The 17,059-nt window shown below is 32.7% G+C and carries 11 protein-coding genes; 2 read left to right on the top strand and 9 right to left on the bottom strand.

Annotation, left to right across the window (positions count from 1 at the left end; all coding sequences use genetic code 11):
* Positions 1-141: 141 nt before the first annotated feature.
* From pcp to FYJ83_RS01315, 9 genes are all read right to left on the bottom strand, one after another.
* Positions 142-783, bottom strand: coding sequence for a pyroglutamyl-peptidase I (gene pcp / locus FYJ83_RS01275; protein WP_154438315.1), 642 nt, complete (start codon positions 781-783; stop codon positions 142-144).
* A gap of 163 nt (positions 784-946) precedes the next feature.
* A complete protein-coding gene (locus tag FYJ83_RS01280) occupies positions 947-2,290 on the bottom strand; it encodes a TldD/PmbA family protein (protein WP_154438316.1) in 1,344 nt (447 codons plus the stop codon).
* Positions 2,290-3,672, bottom strand: coding sequence for a TldD/PmbA family protein (locus FYJ83_RS01285; protein WP_154438318.1), 1,383 nt, complete (start codon positions 3,670-3,672; stop codon positions 2,290-2,292). Before FYJ83_RS01285 ends, FYJ83_RS01280 begins: the two co-directional genes overlap by 1 nt.
* Positions 3,673-3,686: 14 nt before the next feature.
* Positions 3,687-4,643, bottom strand: coding sequence for an ABC transporter ATP-binding protein (locus FYJ83_RS01290; RefSeq protein ID WP_154438320.1), 957 nt, complete (start codon positions 4,641-4,643; stop codon positions 3,687-3,689).
* Complete coding sequence (locus FYJ83_RS01295; protein WP_154438322.1) at positions 4,636-5,661, bottom strand: ABC transporter ATP-binding protein; 1,026 nt, start codon at positions 5,659-5,661, stop codon at positions 4,636-4,638. The genes FYJ83_RS01290 and FYJ83_RS01295 overlap by 8 nt, the downstream gene beginning before the upstream one ends.
* Before the next feature lie 10 nt (positions 5,662-5,671).
* Positions 5,672-6,592: an ABC transporter permease gene (locus FYJ83_RS01300; protein ID WP_154438324.1), complete on the bottom strand. Its 921-nt coding sequence runs from the start codon at positions 6,590-6,592 to the stop codon at positions 5,672-5,674.
* A gap of 10 nt (positions 6,593-6,602) precedes the next feature.
* On the bottom strand, positions 6,603-7,538 hold the full coding sequence (locus tag FYJ83_RS01305; RefSeq protein WP_154438326.1) for an ABC transporter permease: 936 nt from the start codon (positions 7,536-7,538) through the stop codon (positions 6,603-6,605).
* A gap of 72 nt (positions 7,539-7,610) precedes the next feature.
* The gene (locus FYJ83_RS01310) at positions 7,611-9,314 is read right to left on the bottom strand and encodes a peptide ABC transporter substrate-binding protein (protein WP_154438327.1); all 1,704 of its coding nucleotides are present in this window, start codon (positions 9,312-9,314) and stop codon (positions 7,611-7,613) included.
* 261 nt (positions 9,315-9,575) lie between these two features.
* Positions 9,576-14,498 (bottom strand): S8 family serine peptidase, encoded by a 4,923-nt coding sequence (locus FYJ83_RS01315; RefSeq protein WP_154438329.1) that lies wholly within the window; start codon positions 14,496-14,498, stop codon positions 9,576-9,578.
* A 550-nt stretch (positions 14,499-15,048) separates the two neighbouring features.
* Between FYJ83_RS01315 and FYJ83_RS01320 the strand changes: the two genes are divergently transcribed.
* Both FYJ83_RS01320 and FYJ83_RS01325 read left to right on the top strand, forming a co-directional pair.
* Complete coding sequence (locus tag FYJ83_RS01320; RefSeq protein WP_154438331.1) at positions 15,049-16,113, top strand: winged helix-turn-helix domain-containing protein; 1,065 nt, start codon at positions 15,049-15,051, stop codon at positions 16,111-16,113.
* 77 nt (positions 16,114-16,190) lie between these two features.
* Positions 16,191-17,045: a YihY/virulence factor BrkB family protein gene (locus FYJ83_RS01325; RefSeq protein ID WP_154438333.1), complete on the top strand. Its 855-nt coding sequence runs from the start codon at positions 16,191-16,193 to the stop codon at positions 17,043-17,045.
* Positions 17,046-17,059 lie beyond the last annotated feature (14 nt).

The following is a 17,059-nucleotide window of genomic DNA, read 5'->3' on the forward strand; positions in this document are numbered from 1 at the left end:
ATATTTCTTAAAATTTCTTTTGGTAATGTTGACATAAAAAATTCTCCTTTCTGGTTTAAATCATATTTTGATTCTTGCCAGAAAAGAGAATTTTATTTCGCAAAAGCACAGATTATTTTACACTACCCCCTGATTATTTTATTAATGAGTTTTTCCTTCCTGTACTTTTATATCTTCTTTATATTTTAATGCCCCTTCAATAGCTAGTCTTAAAGCCTTTGTAATATTTTCTGTACTCATACTAGGAACATTTCCTTTATCTAAAACTTGCTCTGGTAGAAAAGGTACATGAATAAATCCTCCACTTAAATTAGGAAACTTCTTATCAATTAAATATAACAATCCATACATAATATGGTTACATACAAAAGTTCCAGCAGTATTGGAAATACTAGCAGGTACTTCTCCTTCTCTTATTTCCTGAGTCATAGCTTTAATAGGTACAGATGTAAAATATGCGTTTTCACCATCTTCAAACACTTTCTTATCTATAGGTTGATTTCCTTCATTATCTGGTATTCTTGCATCATCTATATTTATAGCAACTCTTTCTAAGGTAATATCATGTCTTCCACCAGCTTGACCAACACATATAACTATATCTGGCTTTTCTTCTTCTATTGTCTTTTCTAATTCCACTATGGATTTCTTAAAGACAGTAGGTATTTCTTTTTTTATAATTTCTGCCCCACCAATATTATCTGCTAAACCTTTTATTGCCTCATAGGCAGGGTTTATCTTTTCTCCTCCAAAGGGATCAAATCCTGTAATCAATACTTTCATTTATTTATCCTCCTTAAAATGTACATACAAACATCAAAATTATATGAATGTCTAATACATTTAATGCTATTAAAGCTTAAATTTTTACTAAAAAACGAGCGAAGATTATTCTTCACTCGTCTTTTTGTGATTCAATGTTGTAATATAGAATTATATAGGAATTTTACTTTCCTGCTATAGTTAGTTTACCCACATAAATTGAAGGTGAACCAAAATAATTTGAACTTGGGTGAGAAAATTTAGTGTCATTTCCAATAATCTTAATGTTTTTCAACATTTCATATAAATTTCCCGCCATGGTTATTTGAGAAATCGGTCTTGTTATTTCTCCATCTTCTACTAATAACCCCTTAGATAATAATGAAAAGTTTCCAGATGTAGGATTGATTCCTGCATGTAGTCCATCAATATCTGTAATTATTATACCGTTTTCCATTTCTTTAACCATATCTTCTAGAGTTTTATTTCCTTCTTTAATATACATATTTGTACTCATAGTATCAATAGAAGACTTATGGGAATTTCTAAAGCCATTTCCAGTAGAGGAAACTTCATCCTTTTCAGCAGTTTTGTTGCTATAAAGGAAAGTCTTAAGAACTCCATTTTCTATTATATATTTTTCACTAGTTAAAGTACCTTCATCATCAAAAGTTCTATAATATTTTCCATTGTCCATTAATGGATCTTCTACTATACTAAAGGACTCTACTGCTACTTCTGTATCTATTTTACCCTTCATTAAAGATAGACCTTTTTGTACTGTGTTGCCAAAAAATATTGGAAGGAAGTTACTAAACATATCTGCTGCCACATTGTTTCTAAGGATTATATTATAATTTGAGGATTCTGCCTGATCTGAACCCAGCATACTCAAAGCATCTCCCACACTATCTTTAATTAATATATCCTTATATTCTTCTTTAAGATCATTAAATACAATATGTGAATATCCCGTTTGCATATTTTTTCCTTCTTCTGCAACAGCACCAAGATTCATCATGCCTATGGCATGACTACTTTCAAGTTCTAATCCCTTAGTGTTTCTAATATATACAGAATTAGTTGACTCACTATAGCTACACCCACTTATGGTTTTCACTCTTTTATCTACAGCATAGGCTCTTTTTTCTAGGTCTAGTAAATAGTTTATTTTCTCTTCTTCAGTATATTTGTTAAGTAAGTTTTTCCTCGGAATAAACTCACTCTTTTCTCCTGCTAGCGAAGCTATCTTTTCTACTGTTTCACTATGATTATTTTCAGCATACTGAATTAAGTTTTTTATTAACTCATCTAAGTTTTCTTCCCATAACTTTTCCGTATAGGAATAGCCCATTTTTCCATTATAAATTCCTCTTAGAGATAATCCTGTTTCTTCTGCAACTATATATTTTTCCAATTCTCCTTCATATATGTTAAAATCTACTGAGGAATTTTTATTTATATAGACTTCCATTTCTTCTATATTATATTCCTTACCTTTTTCAAACAATAGATTTATTAGATTCATTATTCTCTCCCCCCAACAGTCATATTCTTAACTCTAAGGGTAGGTTGTCCTGCTCCTATGAATAATGCACCTGATGCAGCATAGCAATAACCTTGTCCAATGGAAAGATTATTTCCTACCATATCTATATCTTGAAGGAATTTAGTTCCGTTTCCTATTAGAGTTGCACCTTTAACTGGCTTAGTTATTTTACCATTTTCAATTAAATATGCTTCTGATAGAGAGAAGTTAAAGTCTCCAGTAGCTGGATTTACAGAACCTGCTGAAATATATTTAGCAAATAAACCTTTTTCTGTATTTCCTATTATTTCTTCCTTTGTACTTGTTCCATTATCTATATAAGTATTAGACATACGAGATGTTGGAGCAAATCTATAGTTTTGCCTTCTACCTGAAGCTGTAGGTTCCATATTCATTCGTCTAGCATTTAATTTATCTATCATATATCCCTTAAGAATACCATTTTCAATTAGGACATTTTTTTGAGTTCTCATACCTTCATCGTCTACTCCAAGGGAACCCCAAGAGTTAACTATGGAACCATCATCTACTAAGGTAACCACATCTGATGCAATTTTCTCTCCTATTCTGTTTGAAAAAACTGATAGTCCCTTAGCTACAGAAGAAGCTTCTAAACTATGACCACAAGCCTCATGAATCATAAGACCACCAAAACCATTATCTACAACAACTGGCATATTTCCAGCAGGACAATAGTCAGCCATTGCCATGGTCTTAGCATTTCTAGCAGCTTCCCTTGCATAATCTTCTATATCTATCTTTTCATAAAACTCAGTACCCATTAAAGCTCCAGGTCCTATATATCCAGTTTCTATTTGTCCATTATGTTCAGCAGCAGCTATGATTAACATTCTAGTTCTTACTCTTTTATCTTCTACATAGACACCTTCTGTATTGGCTATAAGAACATTCTGCTCTTGATCTAAGTAGTTTACTGTCATTTGAACTATTTTCTCATCATAATCCATTCCAGCTCTATATGCCCTTTTAGCAAATTCTACTTTCTTAGATAAATCCACTGTAGATGGTAGATTTACATAAGGATGATTTACTGGACTTACATTTTTATCAAAGTTAAATACAATATCATTTTTATTCCCTTTAAATGCTTTTGTTATTCTTCTAGTAATATTTATAAGGTTTTCATGAGATAAATCATTAGTATATCCATATACGGAGCTTAGTCCTTTAAAAACTCTAATGCCTATACCAAAGTCCCTTCCACTCATTCCTCTTTCAATATTACCGCCAAGTGTGGCAATTTCTGTGGAAAAATTATCTTCCATAAAAACCTCACAGAAATCACCGCCACTTGATAACGCTTCAAAAAATATATCTTGAATTATTGATTTATTTAACATCAAATTCCCCCTTTCTAATATAAGTGACAGGCAACAAAATGATCCTTTTCTACTTCTTTTAATTTTGGGGTTTCTTTGTGACATATATCCTTTGCATATGCACATCTTTTAACAAATTTACATCCAGGTGGTGGATTAATAGGGGATGGAACTTCTCCTTCTAGTTTTATCCTATTTCTTGTTTCCTCTGCACTAGGATCTGCCACTGGTATAGCAGATATTAGTGCCTTTGTATATGGATGTAATGGATTGTCATATAAGGCTTCATTACTTGCTAATTCTGCCATGGAACCTAAATACATTACCCCTACTCTGTCTGATATATGTTTTACCATGGAAAGGTCATGGGATATAAAAAGATAAGTTAAACCCATTTCCCTTTGTAATTTTATAAGAAGATTTACTATTTGAGCTTGAATAGATACGTCAAGGGCAGAAATAGGCTCATCACACATAATAAATTGTGGTTCTACTGCTAAAGCCCTTGCTATACCTATTCTTTGTCTTTGTCCTCCTGATAGTTCATGGGGGAATCTTGAACCATGTTCAGGATTTAATCCTACTTTCTTCAGTAAATCGTGTATTTTTTCTTGTCTTTCCTTAGAACTTAAATTTAAGTGAACATCCATACCTTCACCTATAATATCACCTATGGTCATTCTAGGATCTAGGGAAGCATATGGGTCTTGGAATATAATCTGAGCATTTTTCTTAAATTCAAGTTTTTCTGCTCTATTCATTTTATGAACATCTTTTCCATTAAATAAAACTTGTCCTGATGTAGCTGGATAAATACCTAAAATCGTTCTACCACAAGTAGTTTTTCCACATCCAGATTCACCAACTAAACCTAAAGTTTCCCCTTTTTTTATATTAAAGCTTACATTATCTACAGCCTTCAAAGTTGCATTTCTTCCTACCTGGAAGTATTTCTTTAAATTTACTATTTCTATTAAGTTGTCCTTACTCATTTTTTCCACCTCCTAAGTTCCTTACTCTGTCTACTTTAGGAGCATCTGGATGCTGTAGCCAGCAATTTACTTTATGTGTATCTGAAAGACTAGTTTCTTCTGGTCTTATTTCCTTACATATTTCCATTGCATGTTCACATCTTGAAGCAAATGGACAACCTGGTAATGGAAGAATTAAATCTGGCGGTGTACCTCCTAAGGAATAGAGCTCTTCCTTACTCTTTGTATCTACACTTGGCACAGAGTTAAGTAATGCCCAAGTATATGGATGTTGACTGTTATAGAATATCTCTTCCTTTGTTCCAGTTTCTACAATATTTCCCGCATACATAACCTGAATTCTATCTGCAAAGTTTGCAACAACTCCAAGGTCATGGGTTACAAGAATAATAGCAGTGCCAAATTTATCCTTTAATTCCTTTAATAAATCCATAATCTGTGCTTGAATAGTTACATCAAGGGCAGTAGTGGGCTCATCTGCAATTAATACCCTTGGATTACAAGATAGGGCAATGGCTATCATAACCCTCTGTCTCATTCCACCTGATAATTCATGTGGATATTGCTTTATTCTTTCTTCTGCATTTGGTATATTTACTAGTTTAAGAAGCTTAATTGCCTCTGCTTCTGCTTCTTTTTTAGTAATTTTTTTGTGAATTTGCAAAGTCTCCATTATTTGCTTACCTACTGTCATAGTAGGGTTTAAAGATGTCATAGGGTCTTGGAATATCATAGCTACATCTTCTCCTCTATAGGAAAGCAGTCTCTTTTTATCCATTTCCACAACATTTTCACCATCAAATAAAATCTTAGACCCTTCTTTTATCTCTGCTGGTGGAGTCTTCAATAATCTTAGAATAGCCTTTGCTGTAACAGTTTTTCCACATCCAGATTCTCCAACAATGGCCAATGTTTCTCCCTTTTTGACATCAAAGCTAATACCTCTAACAGCTTTAACTTCTCCTGCATAGGTATGAAATGATATATTTAAGTCTTTAATTTCTAGTACTTTTTCCATTTTCTTCCTCCTATTGTCTTAGTTTAGGATCTAGAGCATCTCTAAGTCCATCACCTAGTAGTGTAAATGACAACATGGTTAAAGCAATCATAAGGGCTGGGAAAAACAATTGATGAGGATAAAATATAAAGTTCTGCTGTGCAGCTGATGCTAAAGCACCCCATGAAGTTGCTGGTGGCTGAGGTCCAAGTCCAAGATAGGATAGGAATGACTCAGCAAAGATATACCCTGGAATATCAAAAGTAATAGATACTATAACTATACCTAAAGAGTTTGGAATTAAATGTTTTGTGATTATTTTCCAAGGACTAACTCCTAATGCTTCTGCTGCCATAATATATTCCTGTTGTTTTATTTGTAGCATCTGTCCTCTAACAAGTCTTGCCATACCGCACCAACCAGTTAAAGTCAAAGTTAAAAGTAAAGTTCCTATATCTCTTGATTCTGTAACTATTGAAATTATAATAACTATTATTAAATAGGGAATAGAAGTTAAAACCTCAACTATTCTCATCATAATATTGTCTACTTTTCCCCCGAAATATGCAGCAAAGGCACCATAAATACTTCCTACTATTGTAGAAATAAGTGCACCTACTATACCTATTATCATAGATGTCCTACCTGCTTGCCATACTCTAGAGAAAACATCACGTCCTAATTCATCTGTACCAAACCAGTGCTCACTATTTGGCTTTAGGTTAATCTTTGATGAATCTACTTCCTCATATTTGAAACCATTTATATGTGGTCCTATTACAGTCATTATACATATGGTTAAAAGTATTACAATGGCTAACATTGCAACCTTGTTACTTCTAAGTCTTCTCCAAGCATCCTGCCAATAGCCAACTCTAGGACGTGCCATGGCTTCATTTGATGATGGATCTATACCAATTTTTCTAAATTTATCTTTTGAAATGCCTTCCATTTTGGACCTCCTATTTGCTATTTTTTGAAACTCTAATTCTAGGGTCTGCAACACCATAAAGTAAGTCTACTAACAATTGAGCTATTACAAATAATGCTGCATAGAAAACTGTAGTTCCAATAATCATAGTATAATCCCTATCATTAATGGAAGTAATATAATATGAACCTAATCCCGGAATACCAAATATCCTTTCAATAACGAAAGAACCTGTAAATATTCCTGCAATTTGTGGTCCAAGTATAGTAATAGCAGGAAGTATTGCGTTCCTAAGAACATGTTTTCTCACGACATTAAATGGACTAACACCTTTTGCCTGAGCTGTAAGAACATAGTCTTGATTTATTACTTCTAACACGTTTGAACGCATATATCTTCCATAGGTAGCTATGGAACCAAAGCACATTGCTATGGTAGGAAGAACCGTATGCTTAAATTTACCCCAACCAGTAGTTGGTAAAAGCTCAAACTTAACGGATAATGTATATTGTAAAAGTGCAGCAATAATAAATACTGGTACTGTAATACCTAGAATGGCTATAAACATAACTAAATAATCTGGCCATCTATTTCTATTTAAAGCAGCTATTACTCCAAGAGTAATACCTATGGTAATACCTATGGCTATTGCTTGAAAACCTAATCTACCTGATACTTTTGCATTTGTTAGTACAGTTTCCGTAACTGATCTACCTGGGTATCTTAGGGACTCTCCTAAATCACCCTTTGTAACTAAATTTTTCATAAACTTTCCATATTGTACTATAACGGGCTGATCTAAACCATATTTTTGATAATAGTTTTGTTTTATCTGTTCCGGTAAATTCTTGGCCATATGTGCCAAGGGGTCACCTGGTATACTGTGCATCAAGAAAAAAGTGATAGTTACAACTATCCATAAAGTAAGAAGCATATATCCAATTCTTTTCATTATATACTTTCCCATAACGTTCCTCCTTAGCTTATTTAGAAATATAGCAGTTTATAGATATATCTATAAACTGCTATATACATTTAATTATCTACCTTCAGTATAGCTATATTTATATCCTTGAGTACCAAATGGAGTAACTCCTAAGTCATGAACATATTTATATCTAAATACATGTTCTCTTGGATATACTACTGGAGCTACTGCTGCATCTTCATATAATAATATATTTTCTGCTTCTTTAAAGTACTCTAAACGTTTAGCACTATCCATCTCTGAAGAAGCTAAAGTTATAAGTTCATCAAATCTTTCATTTACCCATCCCGTACCTATAGCTGGTGCATCTGATTTAAATAGGTTTAACATATTAATTGGGTCATTGAAATCTGCTCCCCATGCCATATAACCAATTTGGAAATCTCCTTTTTTTACATTACCATCAAATACTGGCCATTCCATTTGTTCAACTTCAAAATTAATTCCCAATGTTTTAATATAAGTTTGTTGTAAATATTCTCCATATGTTCTAAACCATTGATCTGTTCCACCTAAGGAAATCTTTACTGTTAATTTAGATGGGTCTGTATCCATTCCTAATTCTTCTAACCCCTTAATTAAAAGTGCTTTAGGGTCTTTGTTTTCATCAGCTAATTTCTTAATTGGTGACTCTGCAACTTGTCTATATTCATCATCACCTATATTTATACTTGGTGGTACCCAACCATAAGCTGGAGCAGGTACTCCATAGAATACAGTATCAGCTAATTCTTCTCTGTTTAAAGCTATTGTAAAAGCTTTTCTTATATTGGCATTTTTAAATACCTTATCTTGAGTATTAAAGAACATGAAGTTAATACTTGGATTAACTATTTCTATATGATTTAAATTCTCATCCTTCATGAACTTTTCTTTCCATTCTCCCTTATTAACAGTTGCTGAATCAAATGAACCATTTGCTAAGGAGTTATAAATAGCATTTTGGTCTGAAATAATTTTCAGATTTATATTTTGTAATTTAACAGTATCTTTGTCCCAATAATTATCATTTTTAGTTAAAACTATTTCACTATTATGAACCCAAGATGTTAAAGTAAATGGTCCATTATATACTAAAGTATCAGGTTCTGAACCATATTTATCTCCTTGTGCCTCAACTATATCTTGTCTTTGAGGGAACATTACTCTTTGATAAGTTAATTGCTCAAAATATGGAGTTGCTGACTCTAAAGTTATTTCAAGAGTATTATCATCTAAAGATTTTACTCCAAGTTCATCAACAGTAAGCTCTCCACTATTTACTTTTGACGCATTTTTAATTGGCATCAAAATCCACGCATAAGGTGATGCTGTGTCTTGATCTATTGATCTTTTTATACCATATTCATAGTCTTGAGCTCTTACTTTAACTCCATCTGACCATGTATTTTCTCTAATTTTAAATGTCCATACAGTACCATCTTCACTATGCTCCCAACTTTCTGCTCCTGCTGGTGCTAGGAAGTTATTTTGATTCTCATCTTCTTCTAATCTAGTAAGTGGTTCTAATACATTATTAAGTACTCTATTTGAATACATATCTGAACCTTTAGAAGAATCTAAGGTACTTGGTTCAGCAACTAAATAAAGATTTAAATATTGTTCTTTATCAATAGTTGCCGCCTCATCTGTTTTTCCACCATTATTATCTGTTGGTGGCGTAACTTCTCCATTGTCTTTTTTTCCACAGCCTGCTACAGTAAGTAATATTAACACTAGTGCTAGTGATAATGCTAAAAACTTCTTGCTTTTCATCTGTGAAGCCTCCTTTTTGTTATTAAGTATGTTAATTTTATATTTATAGTATATAATATATTCTAATACGAGTCAATGTTTATCTAACTATGTATTAGAAAGATTTCTAATAATGCATAAATTTATTGTTTAAATTATTTTCATAGTTGTACTATGTGCCATCTTAAGAATACCATTTCTACCCTTATAAAAAGAATATGTTAAGGCTATACCTAAAAATAGCATAGCCTTAATATCATAAAACATCATTTTTGATATCTGTTATCTATTTTCTCCAATAGCTTGTACAAATCTCTGTAAAATAACAGATACTTCAGCACGAGTAGCCATCTTAGTAGGCTGAATCATACCATTATTATTTTCTGTAATAATTTCATTAGCCACACACCAATTCATAGCCAGCTGTGCCCAGTTGCTAGTATTATTAATATCTACTGCAAACTTTTCCAAATCTTCATTGCCTTTAAAGCTATGATCATAACCATAAACTTTAGCATATCTATAAATTATCGTAGCTAATTGCTCACGACTAACAAATGAATCTGGAGCAAATTTTCCATCACCAGTTCCAGATATGATTCCATTTTCTGCAGCCCAGCTAATTGCCTCAGAGTAGTAAGAATTTTTATTAACATCAGTAAACATTTGTTTACCCTGTGACTTTTCTTCATTTTCTAAACGATTAAGAACAGTTACAAGCATTCCACGATTCATAAAATCATTAGGTCCAAAGTTTGTCTGAGATTTTCCCATAAACAACTCACGAGCTGTAACAAAGGATATTGCCTCTTCTGCATAATGATTCCTAATATCGGTGAAAGTATCTTCTTTTTGTAAGATTTTCACAGTACCTAGTTCAGATATATTTGCATATACATCTCCATTAGATAAAACTATACTCTTACGTAATATTTTTTGGTCCCCATTTGGATATTGTAATACTGCTACGAATTTTTGACTAGTGGCTCCAACAGGTAAAATAATTTCTAATCCTCCTGGAATATTTCTCATTTCCGTACCATTAATCTTTACTGATATATCTATACTATCTCTTTGAATACTCAAAATTTTGATTTCCATTATACCATCGTTAAAAGCTGCTAACGCCTTATTTGGTAAAGTAATAGTACTATTACTAGTCTTGATTACCAAATCAACCCCAAATTTGGCAAGTTTTAGATGACCATCCTTAGGTAGTTGTACCTGAACAAAATCCTGGTCTCCCAATCTTTGTGGAATAATAACTACATTATCAGCCTTGTGCTCAGCTAATATTTCTATCATCTTAGTTAATTGTTTGTTATCCACATTAATTAAAGCAATACCATCTTTTATTGTAGGTTCAAGTTTAAGCTCTACCCTACCATTACTGTATGTCGGTTCTGCTTTTGTAGTAGTTTTATTGTCCTCCTTAGGTGAATGAATATTACCCGATCCTGATTCCGTTGGTGTACTTCCACCTGGTTCTGTTGGTTCTGTTGGTTCTGTTGGTTCTGTTGGTTCTGTTGGATCTATTGGGTCTATTGGCATCTTTTCATCATTTATTAATGTAACATTAATCTGTCCCATATTTGCTGCACGATAAGCATAGAAATACATCCATGGCACTAGATTTTGAGTCTCCCTTGGCGTCACTCCCATATAAGACAACTTATCTGGGCTAAAACCTTCAACTGCCTGATATTCTTCCCATGCCAACTCTTGCCCAACGGGTAAGAAATGGTCTCCATAGTATACAGTAGCCTCACTAATTTCTATGTTAGATGGCATTCTAATAGTAAACTTACCATCTGTTTCAATTATGCCCCGATAAAGTTTATCATTTGCTTCTACAACTACTATATTATCTTGTTGGCTAGTCTTTCGTCCAAATAGACGATAATTCATTTCTGAATTGATTCCCGCTTCTTGCATCGTCTTAGTTCCCTGGTCGAAAATCTTACCACTAAGAACTAACTCTTCTCCATCAACACTATAGTACCAATTTTCATCTATAGAATTATTAAAAGTAATCTCTGGTAAAGTATTATCTACTACAAAATCCATTGAGAAAAATGCTTCTTCACCATTTAAATTTTGAGGATGAAGTACGAACTTATAGTGTCCCTCTGGTAAAAGCTCCATCTCATTAGCTAAAACTTTTTTACCATCCCTTTCTATATATGGATAGTACCAGCCTGTCATAAGACCCCAATAATACCAATTTCCCCCAGTGCTAGTATCATTATACTTTTCCTTATCTACATATCCTATAATATTCCCTTTAGAATCTGCTATTAAACAATCAAAGAAATCGAAATCTCTAATAAATTGATAGTGAACAATGGACTCAGAACTTTTGTGAGGTGATAACTCTTTAATTTGACGATCTTCCCCGTTAGAAATAGCTGCTACCTGAACGAAAGTTAATTTGTCATTATAAGCTGACTCATCCTTCCATTCATTATCCACATAAATAGCAAATGGCATATAAAGGGTAATAGGATTACTAGTTCCTTCCTGAGTTAGCTTTAAATATCCTTCATAGATTCCAGGCTCCGCTGCTGAAGATACATTAGCTATTATATCAATAGTTTTCTCACCATTAGAAGATACTCTAATATTATTCTCAGAAGTTTCTACAGTAACATTTCTATAACCGCTCATCTCTATCGTAACATTAAACATTTCATCTCCTATTCCGTCGTTATTTAATGTAACAGGAATTGTCTTAGTAGAATCTTTACCAGACTTAACTAGTCCAAAACTAATAGTAGTACCTTCTGTGTTCTGCATATCAATGTCACCTGTAGATGTACGATAGTAGGCATTATAGTTAGTTGCCGTAGCATAAAAATTTGTATTATCTAATGCTACATGAGGTTGTATCATACCAGAACCTTGAGTATAAACACTTTCAGCCATAATCTTAGGATCTGCCGTATTGGCTAAATGGGCCTTAAGTTGCAACGCATTCCAATTAGGATTCTGCTGTTTAAGTATAGCTGCAAAAGCTGAGATATGAGGTGTTGCCATAGAAGTACCTGTCATTGCAGCATAAGAATAGTCATAATCATTTACACCAGCATAAAATTGAGGCACAGTAGATAAGACGCTAGTTCCATTAGCTGTAATATCTGGTCTTACATCATAAGTTGATTTAACTGGACCACGAGAACTACTGCTATTAATTTCTACCTCTCCCAAATCTTCCATATTTGTAAAGCTAATTTCATATTCCTTTCCAGCTTCCATTCCTTCAATTAATTTCATACCTTCTTCATAGCTAACTGTGAATACAGGCAAATAATTATTGTAGGATTGTTGATAGAAGGAGATATTACTATAATCCTGTCCAGGATTATTAATAACAATAATTGATCCTCCATGAAGATTGCGAAGTCTTCTTACAGTATCATCGAAAGATTGTCCACGCTTTAAAACCACAATAGTATTTTCCCAATCATTCTTTTCTTTATGGGTTTCCTTATATGAATTAAATTCTTCCTCTAATCCAACCCCTAAATTATCCCAGGTGCTTTCTACAATTCTCTCTTCTTTTATTTTTTTCCCTTCTACCTCTTCTATCTCTTCTACTTTTTCTGACTCCTTTACTTCTTCTGACTCCTTTACTTCTTCTAACTCCTCTACTTCTTCTAACTCCTCTACTTCTTCTAACTCTTCTACTTCTTCTAACTCCTCTACTTCTTCTAACTCCTCTACCTCTTCTACCTCTTCTACCTCTTCTACCTCTTCTATCTCTTCTACTTCTTCTATCTCTTCTACTTGGTTTATTGACTGAGTTTTCTTTACTGTTGGCAACAGTAACATTTTATAAGTACTGTCTTGTGTAGGTCTTAGATAACTTCCTCTTAATTCATATAGACCTTGTTTCTCAATCACCTTATTCTCCCACTCATCTCTAATTAAGTTAATTTCTGCCCCTTGACTTTCTATTTCTTCATCATTAACTCTAACAGTAAATTTCTTATCTACTGATGGGAGCATTGCATTAGCAACAGTCATTACTAGCGGGGAAGTTGAAGGAGACCAAAGGGTACTACTATTAGGCCCTGTATTACCAGCACATACGACAAAAAGTACATCAGGATTAATTAAAGCAAGGTTATTTATAGCTACAGTAGTAATGTGTGATGGCCCATTTTCTCTACTCCATCCTAGAGACATATTAATAATCTCACAACCATCTTCCACTGCATCCTCCATGGCGCTAATAAGCCAACTAGCTTGGACACTGTCGTTTTCATTGATTACCTTATAACTAACAAGGGTTGCTTCAGAAGCAATTCCTAAGGCAGATATTGGACTATTGACTCCTCGTCCAACAACTGTACCTGATACATGAGTACCATGACCTTGATCGTCCATAGGATCATTTTCTCCCCTACCGTTATTAATGTAATTTCTTCCAATGAACTTACCATTAAGAAGTTCTTCTACTTGTGGAATTCTCCCGTTTGGAAGTGTGTCAGAAAAAGTATCTTTTAGGTCAGGGTGATTATAATCAACACCGCTATCGATAACTCCTACAGTTACACCTCTTCCCGTGAATCCCTTTTCTATTAGCTTATTCACCTCATAATACTTACGGCTATCCCCCATTCCAACCTGGATAGTTTCTCCTGTACCGCTTGAGATTCCAAATAATTCCTTGCTTATATCATCGTAGTCTACCTCAGGCAGGTCTACCTTAATCTCTTCATCTGGATAGATAGCGTACACACTTTCAAGCTCCATCAACTTTGGAATAAGTGTATCTGATACTGTTAAGGCAAACCCATTGATAGCACTTGTATACGTGGCATTTATATTATAAATACTAACAGCTCTTGATTTAAAGTTCGATGATTGACCAGATAACTCATCTAATGCTGTTAGAAAATCTGCTCTATCACGCTCCGCATTCATTGCGGCATTAAAGGTAGAAAATGTTTTTCTATCTTTATACGTTCCTACTACGTGTTCCAATTCTTCTGGTTGATTAGTTAACTCTACAATGATTGAAATCTGCCTTCCATCACCTTTAAGGGCATATTCCCCATCAAATCCAATTAAGCCACCAGAATGTCTCGTTTTCTGGGTGCTTCCAGATGTGATTTGTTCTGCAAAACTTCCTGGGGTCATTCCCAATACAAGAGAAAAAATTAATATAAAACTAAGAATCCTTTGTCTAACTAGTTTCACTACTTTCACACTCCTTATATGATATTAGCCATTTAAACTTAGGCATTAAACCCTATTCCAAGATGGTGAAAAGCAAAGATGATATGCTATAGGAAAGGTTAGTCTTTGTACTTTGATAAGGTTATATAGTCCAATAAATTTAAAATATAGTCTATATCCTAGTTGAAAACTAAATTGATTAAAAATTTTATGAATATATATCGATTAATCGCTTATCCCTTGCTTCACCTCCTTAATTATGGAATTTATCGCAATAAGAAATATTCTTTATACGTGATATTATTTAAACAGATAATTAATTTGGACTATTAAGTCTTAATACTTATTGTAAAAATATAAAACGAATAATAGTTTAAAGTATCTTTTCGTTTTCTTATTTACAGAAAATTGTAAACCTTATCTTAAGACAAACTATACCATATATTCCTTTATGTTACAATATAATTATCGAAGTTTATGTTAGAAACTTTTCTAATGCATTTTTGATTTAGTATTGAATTAATTTTCAGTATATTGTATCATTTATATAAGACTAATTAGGAGGGGTCAAATGGAAAGCATAATATCATGTAAAATTGAATATAACAAAGCAATCGAATTTATTGTATCTATTCTGAAATATACTAATAGTAAAACTCGTCAAATTTATTGGAATACTCCAGACTTGGAAAAAGACATTGCTAAAGGAATTATGGATTTTTCTCCAAATAAGGAAGTAAAGGATTGGTTGAAATATATAGATGATAATATTTCTCCTTTTTTTCGTAATGACTTAATATTTGTAACAGATGAAACCTATAGATTATTAGATGTTTGTCTAAATCTAGTGATGATGGAAGATATAAAAGATCCTTTGGAATTAATAGAATCTCTAAAGACTTTAGATACTTCTACTATGATTGAATTCTCCTATAAATATTATGAGCTTCCAGCTTCACTAGATGATGATATAGAGTTGAAAGATACCTTAACTGAAGCTTATTCCCCTGAAATAGCATCAGCCTTTATGCAGATGAAAATTCATCCTTTAGAATATAAAAATAAGTTAATAGATGTATTGCAAATTTTTTATAAGGAGTTTTATGAACCCTTTGAGGACAGAGTTTATAATTATATGGATGAAAGACTTATTTTTCACAATGATCTATTTAAAAAAGATCCTACTGATTTCATAAATACTATTGGAATTGGAGACTATTCTAAAGCTATAGAGCTTCACAAAGAAATGATTATTTATATGAGTTTTTATATGGATGTAGGAGTAATTTATTTTACATTTGAAGATATTCTAGTCATGTCCTGTGGGCAAACTGTAGAACATAGATTTGAAAACAGAAAGAAACGTGACACATATAAGGCATTATTTAAAGCATTATCTGATGATAAGAGAATAGAGATATTAAAATTAACTTCCAAAAGACCTTGGTATAACAAGGAGCTAGCAGATTATTTTCACTTAACTACAGCTACTCTTTCCTATCACTTAAACTTACTTCTAGACTTAGAAATATTAAACTTTGAGCCTAGTATTATAAATAACAGATACTACTACACTACAAATAAAGACAGTCTTAAAAAACTTTTCAATATGGCCTTAGAGGATTTATTAGACTAAGAAACTAACTCCAACTAATGTTTAAATATGTATTTCTATGGTAAAATACTAGTATATATAGTTGGGGGGGTGTTTTTTTGTTAAATTGGCTAGATAAGTATAATAATAAAAATAGTCGATTCTTAAAAGAATTATTGTTCAGAATAGGAGATGATAATGTAACTGCAATAGGTGCCCAATTGTCATATTATTTAATATTATCCATATTCCCATTTCTAATATTTTTTCTAAATATATTAACGTATACACCTATTGCTCGAGAGGATGTATTACATAGTATAATAGTTTTGCTACCAATGGATACTCAAAGGATAATATATACTTTGCTAGTAGAAACCATAACAACCAGTAGTGAAACTCTTCTTTCCCTAAGTGCTATAACTGGTCTTTGGGCTGCTTCTAAGGGAATAATGGCACTTATTCGGGCGTTGAACAAAGCATATGATGTAAATGAGACAAGGAATTATATAGAATTAAGAGCCATGGCTATATTATTTACCTTAGCACTTTTATTCTTGTTACTTATTGTACTTTTAACTTTAGTCTTTGGAGAAGTCCTTGGAAATCGATTATTTGATTTTCTAGGAATTACACAAAAGTTTATTTCCTTTTGGCGATATTTTAGAGTTATTATATCCTTAGGTTTTATGATTCTTATATTTGCATTATTATATAGATTTATACCTTCCATAAGAAGTCATGGGAAAATTAGCTTAAAGAGTGCTATGCCTGGTGCCATATTTGCATCTATTGGTTGGATTTTTACATCTACTATATTTTCATATTATGTAAATAACTTTGCAAACTATGGAAAGACCTATGGTAGTCTTGGTGGAATCATTGTTTTACTTATTTGGCTTTATATGAGCAGTATTATAATAATATTAGGCGGAGAAATAAATGCTACATTGTGGTATGTAAAAAATAATTAAAATAATAGGTTAGA

It is taken from the genome of Tissierella pigra (assembly GCF_009695605.1).
GTDB lineage: Bacteria > Bacillota > Clostridia > Tissierellales > Tissierellaceae > Tissierella > Tissierella pigra.